Raw genomic sequence first — 16,096 nt, 5'->3', positions numbered from 1 at the left:
AAGTGACGCACGGTACCGACGCAGTCTGGCGACTACAAGAATAACGGCAAAAATGAAAAGGCTGCATATAAGCCAAACCGTCGCAATGCTAGTCCACGAACTTATCCCTAGCGACATGCCAATGCTGCCGCTGGGTGACGTCGTGGAGCTGAAGAAAACGCCACCAAATAGACCTTCTTTACGAACGCCCGCTTCCGGAGTCGTCGCCATTAGTAGCAAGAGTGCCCCTGCGGCAAGAATCAAGGTGAGGATCGCCCCACCAAACAAAGCGTTAACCCCCAAAAACAATTTACGCATAGCGCGCCTTCCGTGTTGCAGTCCGAATACCCAAAAGAGAATAGTACAAGCCCGCGGCATGGAATACGCCAATAAGTACAGCGCTAACTGCCGCCGGCAGATCAATGACTCCAAAAACCACAACCAACGTGGCAACAATAAGGAGGCAGACGAGGTAGCTCACTATCGCTGAAAAAGGGTTGTCACGGTCCTGCGAAAACAATATTCCGAGGAGATTTAGCAAGATTACACCGCTGATGCATGAACCCAACGTAAGCAGAATCGGTATTAGAGTTGTGCCAGTCAAAATGGCGACTACCACAATCGGCAGCGATACTACGACCAAGCCAATCACCTGAGAACTTAGCAGAAGGAGCAGCGTTCGACCCGCCGATCCTGCAGTTCCAGGAAGGCGCCTGAGTGACCGGGTTGCAGAAAAATGATAGAGAGCTTGGGTAGTTAGGATACCAACTGAATATACAAGGTTAGTAGGTGCTTGCACTAACAGTACTGCCGCAACGGCATACGTCCCCACTATTGTCAACCATGTATCTGCCCGTCGAATCCATGCCAGGACGTACCAGCCGAGTTCTGTGGACGTCCATGTATGACGGAAGTTGATTCCAAAGAACTTTCGTCCCGTCGTATATGAGTCTGGGATTGTTAGCCAGGCGACAATCCCAGTCGAAATAGCTATAACCAAAAATCCAATGACAGCCGCAAGGTCTCCGTAGATCCTACCCAAAGTAACGAAGCTGTCGGTGAAGTGATAGCCAGGGCGCCGCTCTAGAAAATCGACGGACATAACATTCGCGAGTGCCTGCGTTATTGAAGCGAACGTTCCTAACAAAGTGGCGCATACGACCAAGCTAACAAAAGTCGCAATACGAGACAGTTTTAGAGCGTTCAGGATCCTCATAACAAGGTTGTTTATGATCAGAAGCACAGTGAAAGCACATACTGCGGGAAAAGCAATACCTTCTAGAATGAAGATTAACCCTGTAAATCCGGTCAGAATGACTACCGCGATACTAGCAGGGACGAATACGAGTCCGATGATTCCGAGAATTATAAGAGCTTCAAACGTTGTCAAGGCAGCCGACCGCTGCCGGTTCGTCAACGGAAGCTGCCATGTGAAAGTCATCATGTCTGACGACCGACCAAAAAGGACTCGAACGAAGAGGAAGGCGAGGATGGTCCAATTGACCGTTGATATGCTCGCTATGCGGACGAGAAACTCCAGAGTGCCTGCGTCGCCCACCACTGGCGACAGGAAGAGGAAAGCAAACAAGGTTAGAGCTGCCAGTGTGAGGATTGCAACAGCCGCAATGCCCAGCCTGAAAAATGAATCCCGCAAGAGGCCATGTGAAAGGACACGCCGACGCATGTACGTCGTCAGCAGGCGAACAAGTAGGAGGGTATTAGACGCTTTCATGCTCACTTCCGAACAGCATCTCATCAACCCATGACTTGAGCGTTGTCCCCTCTTTTTGCAACTCCTCAATAGAAATCCGATCCAATATCAGCGCTTTCTTCATCACAACAACATCGTCGGCAAGCTCCTCGAGTATTGAAAAGTCGTGCGTGCACAGTAAGACAGCCCTGCCACGTTCTCTCATTTCAGCAAGCCGCCGCGCGCAATAGCGCTGTGCGTCCAGGTCGATCCCGTTGAAGGTCTCATCGATAACCGTTAGGGGTCGATCCAGGAGGAATGCGGCTAGGAATTGCACCTTCTTCCTCATTCCGTGTGAGTAGTCTTCGATCAAGTGCTCCTCCCGTCCGCCCATGCCTAACGCTTGGAATACAGCGCTGACCTCATCAGCACTGATCTCGGACGTTCCATACATTTGCTCGACTGCCCGGTAGTACTCGCGTCCGGTGAGAAAGTCAGGAAGAAAGTCTTCGCTGGGCAGGTAAATAGCTGACTTCTTCGCATCCAACTGCTGGTGATCCTGCCCGGACAGTTGGATTCGTCCCTGCTTAAGTTGGTAGTTATCAAAAATTAAATTGATCAACGTTGATTTCCCCGAGCCATTGGGACCTACGAGTCCAACAATCTGGCCCTCGCCAACGACTAAGTCTGTTTCGAACAGAACGATCGGCCCGGATCCGTACGAAAATGAAACCTTGCTAACGTCGAGTAAAGTCTTCACAAATTTTGCCTTAATTCCCAAGTGAAGGGGAGCCTGCCAAGTAGACCTCCACAGGCTCCCCTAGTACCTAACTAGTTACACACACTCCATGAAGACCTCAAAGCCATTATTGAAGTAAAACCGGCCGCTGAAGCGCTTATTCTGGAAGATGACACACCACGCAGCCATGCCGAGCAGCACAGCGCCTCCGACCACAATCAAGATAGCAACTGCCACGAGATACCAGGCATCAAACCGAACAAGCGATTCGTCAAAGCGACGTTTGATGTCTGCTTCAATAACGGCTCCCCCAGGAATCATGAGCTGAAGTGCTGTTCCCATTTAGATTTTTCCCCCTTATTGAGCGAGCCGGCGGAAGGTTTATTCCCTCCTTTAACCGGCACCCCCGCATGAGCGTAGCTAGTGCCGGGACGGTTCGTCAAGACGATGGAGTAATGGTTTGCTGAACTACATAGAGGGCTTTCCCTAGTTTCAATGAGTTGATGAGAAACTGCCCTTACAAACAATCCGGCTCCCGGAGGCCGCGAACAGTTCCGATCCCAAAATCTGTGGCGGCGCTGCTGGAAGATCACTGGGAACGATTGCACTCGGGTGGCCTGGTGTTCACACCTCCGACAGGCAATGCGCTGCGGTCGTCAAATTTCGCACGTCGCGTATTCCGGCCAGCAGTTGAAAGATGCCAAACGGCGGATGCAGCCTTGCCCAAACCTTGTCTTCCACGACCCGCGAAGGACCGCAGTCACTTTGACTACAAGCACCGGCGCGAATGTGAAAGTGGTCCAGCAGATTGCCGGTCACAGTTCGGCGGTGACGACGTTGGATGTCTATGCCCAGCTGTCCGCAGACGACGCCCACTCTTCGGCAAGGGCCGTTGACGCGCTGCTGCATCCCGCAGGCGGATAAATTCGGGAGTGGCTGTCCAGGCGGCGACGATCATCTTGGCTGTTAAGTGGCTGTTTCTTGATGTTGAAAAACTGACGGATTCCGGGGGCTTTTCTGTTTCCCCGCACGACGGTGTGTTTGCGGCGGCGCGAGGCCGTGACAAGTACTCCTTTTCGCCGTAGCTTTGCTGCACGTGGCGATGGGGGATTGCAGTGGACTTCTTCGGAACCATCATGGGTCCGTTCAATTGGCTTGTATCCGCCGTCATGGTCGGAATCCATGACGTCCTGAGCAGCATGGGCATGCCTGCGGCAAGCGGCTGGACGTGGACTCTGTCCATCATCGGCCTGGTGCTGATCATCCGTGCCGCCCTGATTCCGGTGTTCCTGCAGCAGGTCAAGGCCCAGCGCCGGATGCGGCTCCTGCAGCCGGACCTGAAGAGGCTGCAGGAGAAGTACAAGGGCAAGACCGATCAGCTGTCCCGGCAGGCCATGGCCCAGGAACAGATGGCCCTCTACAAGGAACACGGGACCAACCCCCTGTCCGCCTGCCTGCCGATGCTCATCCAGGTGCCGTTCTTCTTCGCGCTCTTCCAGGTACTCTCCGGCATCCCAGCCGCAGCCAGGGAAGCCCATGGCATCGGAGCGATGACCCACGAACAGGCTGTGCAGTTCGACGAATCAAGCATCTTCGGTGCCCCGCTGTCAGCGTCCGTGCTGCACGGCAGTGCCGGCGACCCAGCGGCGGTCCTGGTACTGACTATCGTGATGATCCTGGCCATGACGGCCGCGCAGTTCATCACGCAACGACGGATCGTGGCCCGGAGCGTGCCTGACGAGGCCGCAGACAATCCCCTCGCGCGCCAGCAGAAGGTGATCCTGTATGCCCTTCCGCTCATTTTCGGTGTGGGTGGAGTACTCTTCCCGATCGGCGTCCTGATCTACTGGACCACCACCAACCTCTGGACCATGGCGCAGCAGTTCGCCGTCAAATGAAGGGTGCGCCTACCCATCCGCTGCCGACGGCGGCACAATGGGCGGATGGGCCAGCTCATCTACTCAGCAATCGCGTCACTGGACGGATATGTCGCGGACCGCAACGGCAACTTCAGCTGGAGCGAGCCGGACGAGGAAGTCCATACGTTCGTCAATGATCTCGAGCGCGATGTGGGCGCCTACCTTTTCGGCCGCCGCATGTACCAGGTCATGTCTGCGTGGGAAACCTTCGATACCCCCGATCAGCCGGACTACATCCGGGACTTCGCGCGGATTTGGCAAGGGGTAGACAAGGTTGTCTACTCCACCACTCTCACCGCCGCATCCACGGCCAAGACCAGGATCGAGCGGACCTTTGTTCCCGACGCCGTCCGGGATCTCAAGAACGCCACGGACGCGCACATCAGCATCGGTGGCCCCACATTGGCCGCTGCGGCGCTCAACGCCGGGCTGGTGGACGAATGCCGCGTGTTCCTCAATCCGGTGGCCGTGGGAGGAGGACTGCGCTTCCTGCCGGACGGGCTGGGCCTGCGGCTGGAACTCCTCGAAGAGCACACCTTTGGAAACGGCGTGGCCTACCTCCGCTACCGCACACGGACATAGGGGGCAGAATGGGGGCATGACCAGCATTGTTATCATCGGCGGCCACGGTAAAGTGGCCCTCCACCTGTCCACGCTTCTTACAACCGAAGGTCACAGCGTCACATCCATGATCCGCAACCCGGACCATGCGGCGGATGTCGCTGCGACCGGCGCTACGCCGTCGGTCCTGGACGTTGAGAATTCGACGACGGCGGCAATCGCCGACGCCCTCAGGGGCCATGACGCCGTGGTCTGGTCCGCCGGGGCCGGGGGAGGAAGCCCGGAACGCACGTATGCGGTGGACCGGGATGCGGCCATCCGGTCGATGGACGCGGCGGCGGAGGCCGGCGTCGGGCGTTATGTGATGGTATCCTACCTGGGCGCGGGGCCGGACCATGGCGTTCCGGCGGAGAACAGCTTCTTTGCCTACGCGGACGCCAAAGCTGCGGCGGATGAGTACCTGCGCGGCACCGCACTGGCCTGGACCATCCTGGGTCCCGGGACGCTGACGGACCAGCCGGGGACAGGGCTCATCGAAGTGGACCCCGGAACGGACGGCAGCCGGGCAACCTCCCGCAGCAACACGGCCAGTGTGGCCGCCGCCGTGCTGGACCTACCCGAAACGGCGGGGAGGACCATCGAATTCCGTGACGGCACACTCCCGATTGCCGCCGCCCTGGAGCCGCAGCCGTAGCCGAGGGGCCGGTCGCGACGCTGGAATAACACAGCGCGAAGGGACAGTTGAGGCCGTGGAACCGATGCGGCTCCGGGGCCTCAACTGTCCCTTCGCGCCGTTGGAGCACGCGGCTTAGTCCGGAACCGCGAGCTCCAGGTCCAGGGTGTTCTTTTCCACGTAGTCGAGGGCGCACCGCACGGCTCCCACGGTCACGATTGAATCTCCCAAGGGCGAGACCGCCACCCGCGGGGGAGTGACGGTGTACTTGGTCAGGTGCCTGGCGATCGGCTCGAGCAGCACGCCGGCGGAGTTCGCCACGGCCCCGCCAATGACCACGAGTTCGGGGTTGATCATGGTGGCGACGGCCCCGATGACCCGGGCCATCCTGTCGGCCAGCCGTTCAAGGATCTTCAGCGCCACGGCGTCGCCGTCCGCGGCGGCCGCGAAGACGTGCTCTGCTTCCGCGCCTTTGGCGGCGTAGTCCCGGAGGGATGTCTTGGCCTTGCCCGCGAGCGCCTCTGCGGCCCATCTCCTGGCCAGTGCGGCGATACCGTACGTATCTCCCACGCCCTCCAGCATGTCGAGGAAGGCAAGCTCGCCGGCGCCTCCGCCGCGGCCGTGCAGCAGCCGTCCGCCGTCGATCACGCCCGACCCGAGGCGCTCACTCGCGAGGATGACCACGACGTCGTCCACGCCGGCAGCGGCGCCGCGCCAGCGGTCGCCCAGGGCGGCCAGGTTCGCATCGTTTTCCAGCAGCACCGTCCAGCCCCGCTGGTCCCGCAGGGCGGCCTTCAGGCCGACGTCGAACAGTCCCCAGAAGTGCTGCGTCACCAGCACCTCGCCGTTACGGTCCACTGGCGCCGCAATGCCGGCGCAGACCGCCAGAACGGAATCGGGGGAGGCTCCCACGCTGTGGAGGGCCATCATGGCGGTGCGGTCAATGACGGCGATGCGTTCCTCGGCCGGGATGTCTGCTTCCGCGAAGGGTTGGCTGGACCTGCCGAGGGCCTTTCCGCGAAGGTCGGACACCACCACGGTGGCCTTGGAGACACCCACGTCCATGCCCAGAACGTAGCCTGCGCGTTCGTTGAGTTCGAACCGCCGTGCCGGCCGGCCTTTCTGGTAGCCGCCGAAGGCCCGCTGGTTTTCCAGCTCCCGGATCCAGCCTCGGTGCATGAGGTCCTCGCACACGGATATGGCCGTGGCCCGGGTCAGTCCGGTGGCTTCCATAACGTCGGTGACCGTTACGGCCTGCGACGCGCGCATAAAATCCAGGACGGCTCCGGCACTCACGCGCCTGAGCAACTGGGGCGTTGCGACGGAAATTTCGGACATGGTGTTGACCCCCTGTGTTCTGCACCACATAATACTTGAGAAACTAAATTTAGATCCAAAATAAATAATGCTTGGCCGGTGGGTCGGACGTCCGCCGAGCCACCGGTCTTCTCCAAAATCCTTCATTCAGCCTTTGCAAAGGAGCAACAGTGAACCGCATCCCGAAGCACTGCCCGCCCTCACCACAGTCCTCTCTCTCCCGTCCGTCTGCCCCCGCCCTGTGAGCGGCACCGTGCGCGCAACACTGCCCAGCAGGCGCTCGCTGTTCCGGGCGGCCGGCCTGGCCGGAGCAACCGCCTTCCTTCCCCTCACCGGCTGCGCCGCCGGCGCAGGGCAGCAGGCCGGCGTCACCACCGTGCGGTTTATGCAGAACAAGCCCGAGGTGGTGGGGTACTTCAACCAGGTGATCAAGGACTTCGAAGTCCTGAACCCGGATCTCCGGGTCATCCAGGACTTCAATGAGGGCAACTTCGTCCCCGGCCTGGTCCGCAACGATCCGCCCGACGTCGTGACCCGGGGATTCGCGACCGAAACGGCTGAGTTCGTCCGGAAGGGAATCTTCGCAGACCTGTCGGGCCTTCCCGTGGCCAAGACTGTCGATCCGAAGTTCCAGGACCTCATCAGTTCGTGGGGACAATACAAGGGGAACGAAACCAGCGCCCTGCCGTTCTCCATTGCTGCGGCCGGGGTCATCTACAACCGGGACATCTTCGCAGCGCACGGTGTGGCTGTTCCAACCACATGGGAGGCCTTCATCGCCGCGTGTGAGACCTTCAAGGCAGCAGGCATCACACCGATCTACGGGACGTTCAAGGACGCCTGGACCCTTCGCCAGGGGGCCTTCGACTACGTCACCGGCGGAATGCTGGACGTCGGGGGATTCTTCAGGGACCTGATGGCCAAGGGGGCCAACATCCCGCAGTCCGCCCCCGAGTCATTCAGCAATCACTACCGCTCCTCGCTGCCAAAAATCCTGCAGCTCGCGTCCTACTCACAGAACGGGGCGGCCAGCAAGAACTACTCTGACGGAAATGCCGCCTTCGGCAAGGGCCAGGCCGCCATGTATCTGCAGGGGCCGTGGGCGCTCTCCCAGCTGGTTCAGGCCAACAAGGACATCAAGCTGGGCACTTTTCCGCTGCCGGTCACCAACGACCCGGACCAGACCAAGGTGCGCGTCAACGTGGACATGGCCCTCTCCATCACCCGGAACACGCGGAAAAGGGCCGCTGCGGAGAGGTTCCTCAACTACCTCCTGGAACCGTCCGTGGTCAACACGTACAACGAGAAGAACGCGGCGTTCTCTCCGCTGATAGGCGCCCCTGCCGTGAGTAACCCCCATCTCCACGGTGTTGCCGCCCACGTGGCCGAAGGCCGCTACTACCAGGGCGCCGGAACATACTTTCCGCCGTCGGTCCCCATGAACAACTACATTCAGTCCTTCGTCTTCAACAAGAACGGTGAACAGTTCCTGACCACGGTCGACGACGAATGGCGCCGCGTCGCCGAGCGGACAGCGGTCTGATGCCCACCCCGATCCCAGGAGCCCCCATGACCGCAACCGCCCTGCCGGCTGAGACAACGCCGGCCGCGCACAACGACCCCGCCCGTACGCTCGCTGTCCGGTCCAAGCGCCGGATCGACCCCACCTACTACTGGATGGTGGTGCCGGTCCTTGCACTTTTCGCCTTCTTCATCACCCTGCCAGCGCTGGTTGGGGTGTTCTTCAGCCTCACCAACTACGCAGGCTACGGTGACTGGAAGTTCATCGGCCTGTCCAACTACGTCAACATCTTCAAGGACCCGGCAATCCTGCAGTCGTACATCTTCACGTTCGTCTTTGCCCTGACCACCACCGTGGTGGTCAATATCGTGGCCCTGGCGATCGCCCTTGGACTGAATGCGAAAATCAAGTGGCGAACCGGCATCCGCACCGTGTTCTTCATCCCCATGGTGCTATCAGCCCTGGTGGTGTCGTTTGTCTTCAACTACCTGTTCTCCAACACCCTGCCGGTGCTCGCTGAACGGTTCGGCTTAACGCCGCTTGCCACCAGCATCCTGGCCAACGAAAACCTCGCCTGGCTGGCCATTGTGCTGGTCACCGTGTGGCAGGCCGCGCCCGGAGCCACAATCATCTACCTCGCCGGGCTCCAGAGCGTGCCAGCGGAGGTCTACGAAGCCGCGGACCTGGATGGTGCCGGCAGCTTCCGCCAGTTCCTGAGCCTTACACTGCCCCTCATCCTCGGTTATCTCGTCATCAATGTGATCCTCGGCTTCAAGGGATTCCTGGGGACCTACGAGATCATCGTGGGCCTCACCGGCGGCGGGCCGGGCATGGCAACCCAGTCGGTGGCTATGCGCATCTTCTCCGGCTTCACGGGCGGCGACTACTCCTACCAGATGGCAAATGCCGTCATCTACTTCCTGATCACCTTGCTGATCTCCGTCATCCAGCTGCGCCTCATCCAGCGCCGGGGGGTATCACTGTAATGACCTCATCAACTCTTCCGCAGCGCAGAATCCGAGTTCTCACAAACCGCCCGTCCGGCCGCGAGGGCTTCAAGATCAACTGGTGGCTCACCGCCCTGATGCTGGTGGCCTCGCTGACTGTCTTGCTGCCGCTGTACTTCACCGTGGCCATGGCGCTGAAGTCACCGGACCAGATCGGCACCGGGACCGGGCTTGCCTGGCCCAACCCGATGAACTGGGAGAACTTCGCAGCGGCGTACGTTGCTACCAACTTCCCCCGGGCCTTTATGTCCACGGCCTTCGTCACCGTCTTCAGCGTCCTCGGCTCGCTTGCCTGCAGCTCGCTGGTGGCCTACGCCATCGCACGGAACTGGAACCACAGGTTCTTCCGCGGTTCCTTTGTGTACCTGCTGTCGGCCATGTTCATCCCGTTTCCGGTGATCATCCTTCCCCTGATCAAGCAGACAGCACTCCTTGGCCTGGACAACCCGGCCGGCGTCGTTTTCCTGCATGTGCTGGGCGGAATCTCGTTCAACGCGCTGCTGTACATCGCCTTCGTCCGCTCCATTCCGGTGGAACTGGAGGAATCGGCCCGGATGGACGGCGCCACCACCTGGCAGGTGTTCCGCAAGATCATCTTCCCGCTGCTGGCTCCCATGAACGCCACAGTCGGCATCTTCGCCTTCCTGGGTTCGTGGAACGACTTCCTGCTGCCGCAGATGATGATCGCCGACCCGGCCCTGCAGACCCTTCCCGTGGTCCAAATGCTGTTCCAGGGCGAGTTCAACACCAACTACAGCCTCGCGTTCGCGTCCTACCTGATGGCCATGGCACCCACCTTGGTGGTTTACATCCTGGCCCAACGTTGGGTACTGTCCGGAGTCATGCGCGGGGCCGTTAAATAGCCAGACTTATCCACCCAGCAAGAACAACCCAAACAAGAGAAAAGGATCATCCTTTGTCCACCACTGCCACGCTGGCAACCCTGTCCGATTCCGACCGTCTGGCCGATCCCAACTGGTGGCGCCAGGCCGCGGTCTACCAGATCTATCCGCGCAGCTTTGCCGATTCAAACGGTGACGGCATGGGTGACATCAAGGGCATCACGGCCAAGGTCCCGTACCTGAAGGACCTGGGGATCGACGCTGTGTGGCTCAGCCCGTTCTATCCGTCGGCCCTGGCCGACGGCGGCTACGATGTGGACGACTACCGCGACGTGGACCCCAAGCTGGGCACGCTGGCGGACTTCGACGACATGGCCAAGGCGCTGCACGCCGCCGGCATCAAGCTGATCGCCGACATCGTCCCCAACCACTCCTCGAACCGGCACGAATGGTTCAAGGAGGCGCTCGCCTCGCCGAAGGGTTCCGCCGCGCGTGAGCGCTACATCTTCCGTGACGGCAAGGGCCCCAACGGCGAATTCCCGCCGTCGGACTGGGACTCTGTCTTCGGCGGACCGGCCTGGGAACGCATCACCGAACCGGACGGAACCCCCGGCCAGTGGTACATGCACATCTTCGCCAAGGAGCAGCCGGACCTGAACTGGTCCAGCCGCGAGGTCCGCGACGACTTCCTCAAGACCCTGCGCTTCTGGTCCGACCGCGGTGTGGACGGCTTCCGCGTGGACGTGGCGCACGCCCTCACCAAGGACCTCACCGAACCGCTGCTCTCCAAGCTGGAACTGAGCGCGGCGAACACCGGCACGGACGGGTTCGACGACGGTTCGCACCCCTTCTGGGACCGGGACGACGTCCACGACATCTACCTCGAATGGCGCGAAGTCTTCAACGAATACAACCCGCCCCGCACCGCCGTCGCCGAAGCATGGGTGCACGCTACCCGCCGTGCCCGCTACGCCAGCCCTGAGGGCCTGGGCCAGGCTTTCAACTTCGACCTGCTGCAGGCCGACTTCGATGCCGAGGATTTCCGCGAAATCATCACGCGCAACCTCGCCGAAGCCGCCGCGACCGGCGCGTCCTCCACCTGGGTTTTCTCCAACCACGACGTCGTCCGGCATGCCACGCGCTATGGCCTGCCCAAGGCGTCCAAGGGCAAGAAGCACGCCAAGGGACAGGACGGGAAGGGCTGGCTGCTGGCCGGCGGCCCAAAGGAGGAACTCGATGTGGACCTTGGCGAGCGCCGTGCCCGCGCCGCCACCCTGCTGATGCTCGCTGTGCCCGGCTCGGCCTACCTGTACCAGGGCGAGGAACTGGGCCTGCAGGAAGTGGCGGAGATTCCGGACTCCGAGCGCCAAGATCCCGCGTTCTTCCGGAACAGGGGCGTTGAAGTGGGCCGTGACGGCTGCCGCGTGCCCCTGCCTTGGAAGGTTGAAGGGACCTCCTTCGGCTTTGGCGACGGCGGCGCGCACCTGCCGCAGCCGGACTGGTTCAGCAAGTACGCGGTGGAGGCGCAGGACGGCACCGAAAACTCCACCCTGGAGCTGTACCGCACGGCCCTGAAGCTGCGCCGCGAACTGCAGGCCGGCGAGGAGCTGGAGTGGGTGGAGACCGGCAACCCGGAGGTCCTGCACTTCCGCCGCCCCGGTAGCTGGCAGTCCGTTACCAACTTCGGGGACGCCGCCGTCGACCTGCCGGCAGGAACCGTCCTGGTCAGTAGTGCCCCGCTGATGGACGGCAAACTGGGCGCCAACAGCACTGCCTGGCTGCGCTGACATAACTCAAGATCAACAGGTGGCGGGGCCCTGCCAGGCCCCGCCACCTGTGTGTCTGCCCCGGCTCATGAAAGAGTGAAGCAATGACTGAACACAACGTTCCATCCTCCGCGCAGGAACTCATCTACGGCTGCATGGGTCTGGGCGGCAGCTGGTCCGATGAACCGCATGACGTGCAGCATGTGGACGAGGCCGCTGCCGCCGTCGAGGCCGCGCTGGACGCCGGCATCACGCTGTTCGATCACGCGGACATCTATCGTGGCGGCAAGTCCGAGGCGGTGTTCGGCGAGGTCCTCGCGGCAACGCCGGGCCTGCGTGACCGGATCCGGCTGCAGACCAAGTGCGGGATCCGGCTCCGCGAACGCGGGCTGGCCACACACTATGACCTCAGCCGGGAATCCATCCTGGAACGCGTGGACGGCAGCCTGAAGAGGCTGCAGACGGACTACGTGGACGTTCTCCTGCTGCACCGCCCGGATCCCCTGACGGACCTGGCGGAGGTGGCGGCCGCCGTCGGGCAACTGCTGGCCGACGGCAAGGTTCGGGCGCTTGGGGTGTCCAACATGTCCGGCGCGCAGATCAAGGCGTTGCAGGAGCGGCTGGAGGTGCCCGTGGTGGCCAACCAGCTGGAGATGAGCCTGCTGAAGCGGGCCTGGCTGGAGAGCCAGGTACTGGTGAACCATCCGGAGTTGCTGGACTACAGCTTCCCGCACGGGACCCTGGAGTACTGCAGCAGCAACGGCGTTACCGTGCAGGCTTACGGTGCGCTGGCGCAGGGGTTGTACACAGGGGCAGTTCCGGAAAACCCGACGGCGGCGGAGACTGCCGCGGCTGCGATGGTTGCGGAGCTTGCCGGTCAGTACGGCACCACGGGGGAGGCCGTCCTCCTGGGGTGGCTGATGAAGCATCCGGCCGGCATTGCGCCCGTGATCGGCACCGTGAATCCGGCGAGAATCGCCGCCTGCGCGGACGCCGCCCGCGTGGCGGCGGCCATGACCCGGGCCGACTGGTACGGGCTGTGGATCGCAGCAAGGGGCAGCAACCTCCCCTGAGGGTGGTACCGGTGATCGAGCCTGTGGTCCCGACTGGGCCCGGGCTCGGTCACAGGAGAGGGGAGCGGCGTTCGATCAGGACTGTGTCGCGCCACTGTCCAGTGAGCGGTCCGTTGGTCATCCGGGCGATACGGTGTCTCCGCCCGACGACGGTGTAGCCGTTGGCGAGGTGGAGCTTGAGACTGGCTTCGTTCTCGGGAAAGACACTGGCTTGGATGGTCCAGATACCGCCAGCCTCGGTGGATTCTGCCAAGGCCCGCAGCAGCGGTGGAAACCGGGGAAACAGCAGTCCAACCAAGGATCCCGCGCACAGCTTCCTCGGCGATGAGCCGGTGGCGGGGGAGTCGTGAGGTGTTGAAATGTTCCCAGCCGGGCGCTTCCGTTTCGAACGTGGCGTGACCGGTGGCGACTCCTTCAGCGTAGATCCGGTGGACGGCCGGCCAATCATCATCGCGCATGAGGCGGGTGGTTACGATGGACGGTTCAGGAACGATCACAGCGCCGCCAGGAGTCCGGCTGTCCGCTCCAAGGCCCCGGGAACCAGGGAGTAATAGGCCCAGGTTCCGCGCTTTTCGCGGTGCAGCAGACCGGCGTCCACCAGGATTTTCAGGTGGTGGGAGACCGTGGGCTGGCCCAGGTCCAGCGGGTCGGTCAGGTCGCAGACGCAGGATTCGCCGGAGGATTCGGCCTTAACGATGGACAGCAGCCGCAGCCGGTTGGGGTCGGCCAGGGCTTTGAAGACCAGGGCCTTCTGCTTGGCCTCTTCTGCGCCAAGGGCGGGCTGTCCTGCCGGGGTGCAGCAAGCTTCGTCCGTGATCGGATCGAGAACGGGCAGCGTTTTCATGTACCCATTATGCCCGAATATTGACCACCATCAATGTATGGTCCTTTGCGTTCGACGACGGCCTGGCAGCACTGCAACAGCCGGGCCGTCGTGGCCTGCTGAGTGCTAGGAGGTGGTCGTTACTGAGGAGTGCGCAAGGACTCCGTCGTCCGCGCTGCGGGCGGCGGAGGGGAACAGGACGACGAGGAGCCCGAGGCCTACTGCCGCCCCGATCAGCTGAGCGGCGACGAAGCCGGGGACCGAAGCCGGTGCGATGCCGGCGAAGGTGTCGCTGAAGATGCGGCCGACCGTCACGGCGGGGTTGGCGAACGACGTCGAGGACGTGAACCAGTACGCGGCGCCAATGTAGGCGCCCACGGCCGGAGCCGCGAGGACGCCCCGTTTCGTGGCGGCCAGGGCGAAGATCAGCAGGACGAGTCCTGCGGTGGCGACGACTTCACCCAGCAGGTGCCCAGTGGTGGCACGGTCCTTGACCGAGATGGAGGTTCCCACCTCAAACATGGCGTTCGCGACCACGCTGCCGCCTATTGCACCAACGGTTTGGGCAACCACGTATGTACCGAGGTCCGGCAGGGTCAGCCCGGTTCCGCTGCGCCGACCCAGGACCCAGTCCACGAGCGAGACTACTGGGTTGAAATGCGCGCCGCTGACGGGTCCGAGTATGAGGATCAATACGGTCAAACCCAGGACGGTGGCGGTGCTGTTCTGGAGCAACTGCAGGCCGACGTCGTTCGGAGAGAGTTGCTGTGCCGCGATCCCGGAGCCGACGACGATGGATACGAGCAGGCCGGTGCCGAGGAGTTCGGCGACGGCGCGGCGCCACAGCGGCGGCTGATGTGAAGTCATACCAACAGCTTGACGCAAGAAATTAACTCAGTCAAAATTGAACCAATGAATACTGACCCAGTTGAGGACTTTCGGGCGCGGGTCGCAAAGCATGCCGCCCTCGCCGATCCCGCGCGGCTGCGCATCGTGGACCTTCTGACTCTGGGCGACCTTTCCCCCACGGAACTTCAAGCTGAGCTCGGGATGCCCTCTAACCTGCTGTCCCACCACCTGCGCGTGTTGGAGGGTGCCGGGCTGACGATCCGTCACCGCTCAGAAGCGGACAGGCGGCGCAGCTACTTCCGGCTTGCCGCCGGGGCGCTCGAAGGGCTGGTGCCGGGGGCTGAGTATGGGGCCAGCCGTGTCCTCTTCGTGTGCACGCGGAACAGCGCCCGGTCGCAACTGGCCGCCGCGCTCTGGAATCAGATCAGCGGAATCCCCTCGATCTCGGCCGGAACTCATCCCGCGGACAGTATTGCCCGGGGGGCCATTGATGTAGCCAGCCGCCACGGCGTCGCTCTCGCGGACGTTTCCCCGCGCCGGCTGGATGACGTGGGGCGCGATGAAGACTTCGTCGTGACTGTGTGCGACAACGCCCACGAGGAACTCCCCGGCCTTCGGGGTATCCACTGGTCTGTCCCGGATCCGCTGCGGCTGAACACCAGGGAGGCCTTTGAGGGCGCCTTTACTGACATCTTCCATCGCGTCAAAGACCTCGCGCCCCGCCTGCGCGCTGCCTGATATTCCGGCGGATTCAAATATTGACAATCATCAATCTTTCGCTCGATACTGCATGCATCGATAATCATCAATGTGATGTTGGCAAGAGCGGTACAGGCGCAACAACCTCAACCAAACCGATCCACACCGATCTGATTTCAGGAGAAACCACGTGAGCACCGAAACCGCCAAGAAGCCCTCCGTCCTGTTCGTCTGCGTCCACAACGCCGGCCGCTCCCAGATGGCAGCCGCCTTCCTGACCACCCTTTCGAAGGGTGGCGTTGAGGTTCGTTCCGCCGGATCGCAGCCCGCAGATAAGGTCAACCCGGCCGCCGTCGAGGCCATGGCCGAACTGGGCATCGACATGTCCGCCGAGATCCCCAAGGTCCTCACCACCGAGGCCGTCAAGGAGTCCGACGTCGTGATCACCATGGGCTGCGGCGATGAGTGCCCGTACTTCCCCGGTAAGCGTTACGAGGACTGGGTCCTGGAGGATCCCGCCGGGCAGGGCGTAGACGCCGTCCGCCCCATCCGCGACGAGATCAAGACGCGCATCGAAGGGCTCATCGACTCGCTGATCCCGGCCGCCAAGTAACCCACCCCGCACATTTTTCGAGCT

Annotated in this window: 17 protein-coding genes and 1 pseudogene; 11 read left to right on the top strand and 7 right to left on the bottom strand. The window is 61.9% G+C overall.

What is annotated here, in order from left to right:
- Positions 1–289: 289 nt before the first annotated feature.
- The 3 genes from ACX80V_RS10200 to ACX80V_RS10190 all read right to left on the bottom strand — a co-directional run bounded on the left by ACX80V_RS10200 (position 290) and on the right by ACX80V_RS10190 (position 2,750).
- Positions 290–1,711 (bottom strand): hypothetical protein, encoded by a 1,422-nt coding sequence (locus ACX80V_RS10200; RefSeq protein WP_485843031.1) that lies wholly within the window; start codon positions 1,709–1,711, stop codon positions 290–292.
- The gene (locus ACX80V_RS10195) at positions 1,698–2,429 is read right to left on the bottom strand and encodes an ATP-binding cassette domain-containing protein (protein ID WP_485843030.1); all 732 of its coding nucleotides are present in this window, start codon (positions 2,427–2,429) and stop codon (positions 1,698–1,700) included. The genes ACX80V_RS10200 and ACX80V_RS10195 overlap by 14 nt, the downstream gene beginning before the upstream one ends.
- Positions 2,430–2,504: 75 nt before the next feature.
- On the bottom strand, positions 2,505–2,750 hold the full coding sequence (locus tag ACX80V_RS10190; protein ID WP_141141262.1) for a hypothetical protein: 246 nt from the start codon (positions 2,748–2,750) through the stop codon (positions 2,505–2,507).
- A 423-nt stretch (positions 2,751–3,173) separates the two neighbouring features.
- Between ACX80V_RS10190 and ACX80V_RS10185 the strand changes: the two genes are divergently transcribed.
- From ACX80V_RS10185 to ACX80V_RS10170, 4 genes are all read left to right on the top strand, one after another.
- Positions 3,174–3,332, top strand: a complete 159-nt coding sequence (locus ACX80V_RS10185) for a tyrosine-type recombinase/integrase (RefSeq protein ID WP_485843029.1) — start codon at positions 3,174–3,176, stop codon at positions 3,330–3,332.
- Between the two features lie 191 nt (positions 3,333–3,523).
- Positions 3,524–4,306, top strand: a complete 783-nt coding sequence (yidC, locus tag ACX80V_RS10180) for a membrane protein insertase YidC (RefSeq protein ID WP_485843028.1) — start codon at positions 3,524–3,526, stop codon at positions 4,304–4,306.
- Positions 4,307–4,351: 45 nt separating this feature from the next.
- Positions 4,352–4,909: a dihydrofolate reductase family protein gene (locus ACX80V_RS10175; protein WP_485843027.1), complete on the top strand. Its 558-nt coding sequence runs from the start codon at positions 4,352–4,354 to the stop codon at positions 4,907–4,909.
- A 16-nt stretch (positions 4,910–4,925) separates the two neighbouring features.
- Positions 4,926–5,582 (top strand): SDR family oxidoreductase, encoded by a 657-nt coding sequence (locus tag ACX80V_RS10170; RefSeq protein WP_485843026.1) that lies wholly within the window; start codon positions 4,926–4,928, stop codon positions 5,580–5,582.
- Positions 5,583–5,696: 114 nt separating this feature from the next.
- Here ACX80V_RS10170 and ACX80V_RS10165 read toward each other — a convergent pair whose 3' ends face one another.
- Complete coding sequence (locus ACX80V_RS10165; RefSeq protein WP_485843025.1) at positions 5,697–6,899, bottom strand: ROK family transcriptional regulator; 1,203 nt, start codon at positions 6,897–6,899, stop codon at positions 5,697–5,699.
- Between the two features lie 232 nt (positions 6,900–7,131).
- Here ACX80V_RS10165 and ACX80V_RS10160 point away from each other — a divergent pair, with 232 nt between their 5' ends.
- From ACX80V_RS10160 to ACX80V_RS10140, 5 genes are all read left to right on the top strand, one after another.
- Positions 7,132–8,421, top strand: a complete 1,290-nt coding sequence (locus ACX80V_RS10160; protein ID WP_485843024.1) for an ABC transporter substrate-binding protein — start codon at positions 7,132–7,134, stop codon at positions 8,419–8,421.
- Positions 8,422–8,447: 26 nt separating this feature from the next.
- Positions 8,448–9,386 carry a carbohydrate ABC transporter permease gene (locus ACX80V_RS10155; protein ID WP_485843023.1) on the top strand — a complete coding sequence of 313 codons (939 nt, stop codon included), beginning with the start codon at positions 8,448–8,450 and terminating at the stop codon, positions 9,384–9,386.
- Positions 9,386–10,270, top strand: a complete 885-nt coding sequence (locus tag ACX80V_RS10150) for a carbohydrate ABC transporter permease (RefSeq protein ID WP_485843022.1) — start codon at positions 9,386–9,388, stop codon at positions 10,268–10,270. Before ACX80V_RS10155 ends, ACX80V_RS10150 begins: the two co-directional genes overlap by 1 nt.
- Before the next feature lie 53 nt (positions 10,271–10,323).
- Positions 10,324–12,036: a glycoside hydrolase family 13 protein gene (locus tag ACX80V_RS10145; protein ID WP_485843021.1), complete on the top strand. Its 1,713-nt coding sequence runs from the start codon at positions 10,324–10,326 to the stop codon at positions 12,034–12,036.
- An 83-nt stretch (positions 12,037–12,119) separates the two neighbouring features.
- On the top strand, positions 12,120–13,088 hold the full coding sequence (locus ACX80V_RS10140) for an aldo/keto reductase (protein ID WP_485843020.1): 969 nt from the start codon (positions 12,120–12,122) through the stop codon (positions 13,086–13,088).
- 49 nt (positions 13,089–13,137) lie between these two features.
- Here the strand turns inward: ACX80V_RS10140 and ACX80V_RS10135 are convergent.
- The 3 genes and pseudogenes from ACX80V_RS10135 to ACX80V_RS10125 form a co-directional block, all read right to left on the bottom strand.
- Positions 13,138–13,546: pseudogene (locus ACX80V_RS10135) on the bottom strand (GNAT family N-acetyltransferase).
- A gap of 35 nt (positions 13,547–13,581) precedes the next feature.
- A complete protein-coding gene (locus ACX80V_RS10130) occupies positions 13,582–13,932 on the bottom strand; it encodes an ArsR/SmtB family transcription factor (RefSeq protein ID WP_058931667.1) in 351 nt (116 codons plus the stop codon).
- A 105-nt stretch (positions 13,933–14,037) separates the two neighbouring features.
- Positions 14,038–14,778 (bottom strand): aquaporin, encoded by a 741-nt coding sequence (locus ACX80V_RS10125; RefSeq protein WP_485843019.1) that lies wholly within the window; start codon positions 14,776–14,778, stop codon positions 14,038–14,040.
- Positions 14,779–14,823: 45 nt separating this feature from the next.
- Here ACX80V_RS10125 and ACX80V_RS10120 point away from each other — a divergent pair, with 45 nt between their 5' ends.
- Together ACX80V_RS10120 and ACX80V_RS10115 are read left to right on the top strand one after the other, a co-directional pair.
- Positions 14,824–15,498 (top strand): arsenate reductase/protein-tyrosine-phosphatase family protein, encoded by a 675-nt coding sequence (locus ACX80V_RS10120; protein ID WP_485843018.1) that lies wholly within the window; start codon positions 14,824–14,826, stop codon positions 15,496–15,498.
- Between the two features lie 151 nt (positions 15,499–15,649).
- On the top strand, positions 15,650–16,072 hold the full coding sequence (locus ACX80V_RS10115) for an arsenate reductase ArsC (protein WP_485843017.1): 423 nt from the start codon (positions 15,650–15,652) through the stop codon (positions 16,070–16,072).
- Positions 16,073–16,096 lie beyond the last annotated feature (24 nt).

Source organism: Pseudarthrobacter arbutini, assembly GCF_054510915.1.
This window is presented reverse-complemented; position numbering and strand designations above follow the sequence as displayed.

Coding starts and splice junctions, on each gene's coding strand:
- ACX80V_RS10170 (WP_485843026.1), top strand. CDS start 4,926: ATGACCAGCATTGTTATCATCGGCGGCCACGGTAAAGTGGCCCTCCAC.
- ACX80V_RS10190 (WP_141141262.1), bottom strand. CDS start 2,750: ATGGGAACAGCACTTCAGCTCATGATTCCTGGGGGAGCCGTTATTGAA.
- ACX80V_RS10140 (WP_485843020.1), top strand. CDS start 12,120: ATGACTGAACACAACGTTCCATCCTCCGCGCAGGAACTCATCTACGGC.
- ACX80V_RS10150 (WP_485843022.1), top strand. CDS start 9,386: ATGACCTCATCAACTCTTCCGCAGCGCAGAATCCGAGTTCTCACAAAC.
- ACX80V_RS10165 (WP_485843025.1), bottom strand. CDS start 6,899: ATGTCCGAAATTTCCGTCGCAACGCCCCAGTTGCTCAGGCGCGTGAGT.
- ACX80V_RS10120 (WP_485843018.1), top strand. CDS start 14,824: ATGAATACTGACCCAGTTGAGGACTTTCGGGCGCGGGTCGCAAAGCAT.
- ACX80V_RS10200 (WP_485843031.1), bottom strand. CDS start 1,711: ATGAAAGCGTCTAATACCCTCCTACTTGTTCGCCTGCTGACGACGTAC.
- ACX80V_RS10155 (WP_485843023.1), top strand. CDS start 8,448: ATGACCGCAACCGCCCTGCCGGCTGAGACAACGCCGGCCGCGCACAAC.
- ACX80V_RS10175 (WP_485843027.1), top strand. CDS start 4,352: ATGGGCCAGCTCATCTACTCAGCAATCGCGTCACTGGACGGATATGTC.
- ACX80V_RS10125 (WP_485843019.1), bottom strand. CDS start 14,778: ATGACTTCACATCAGCCGCCGCTGTGGCGCCGCGCCGTCGCCGAACTC.
- ACX80V_RS10130 (WP_058931667.1), bottom strand. CDS start 13,932: ATGAAAACGCTGCCCGTTCTCGATCCGATCACGGACGAAGCTTGCTGC.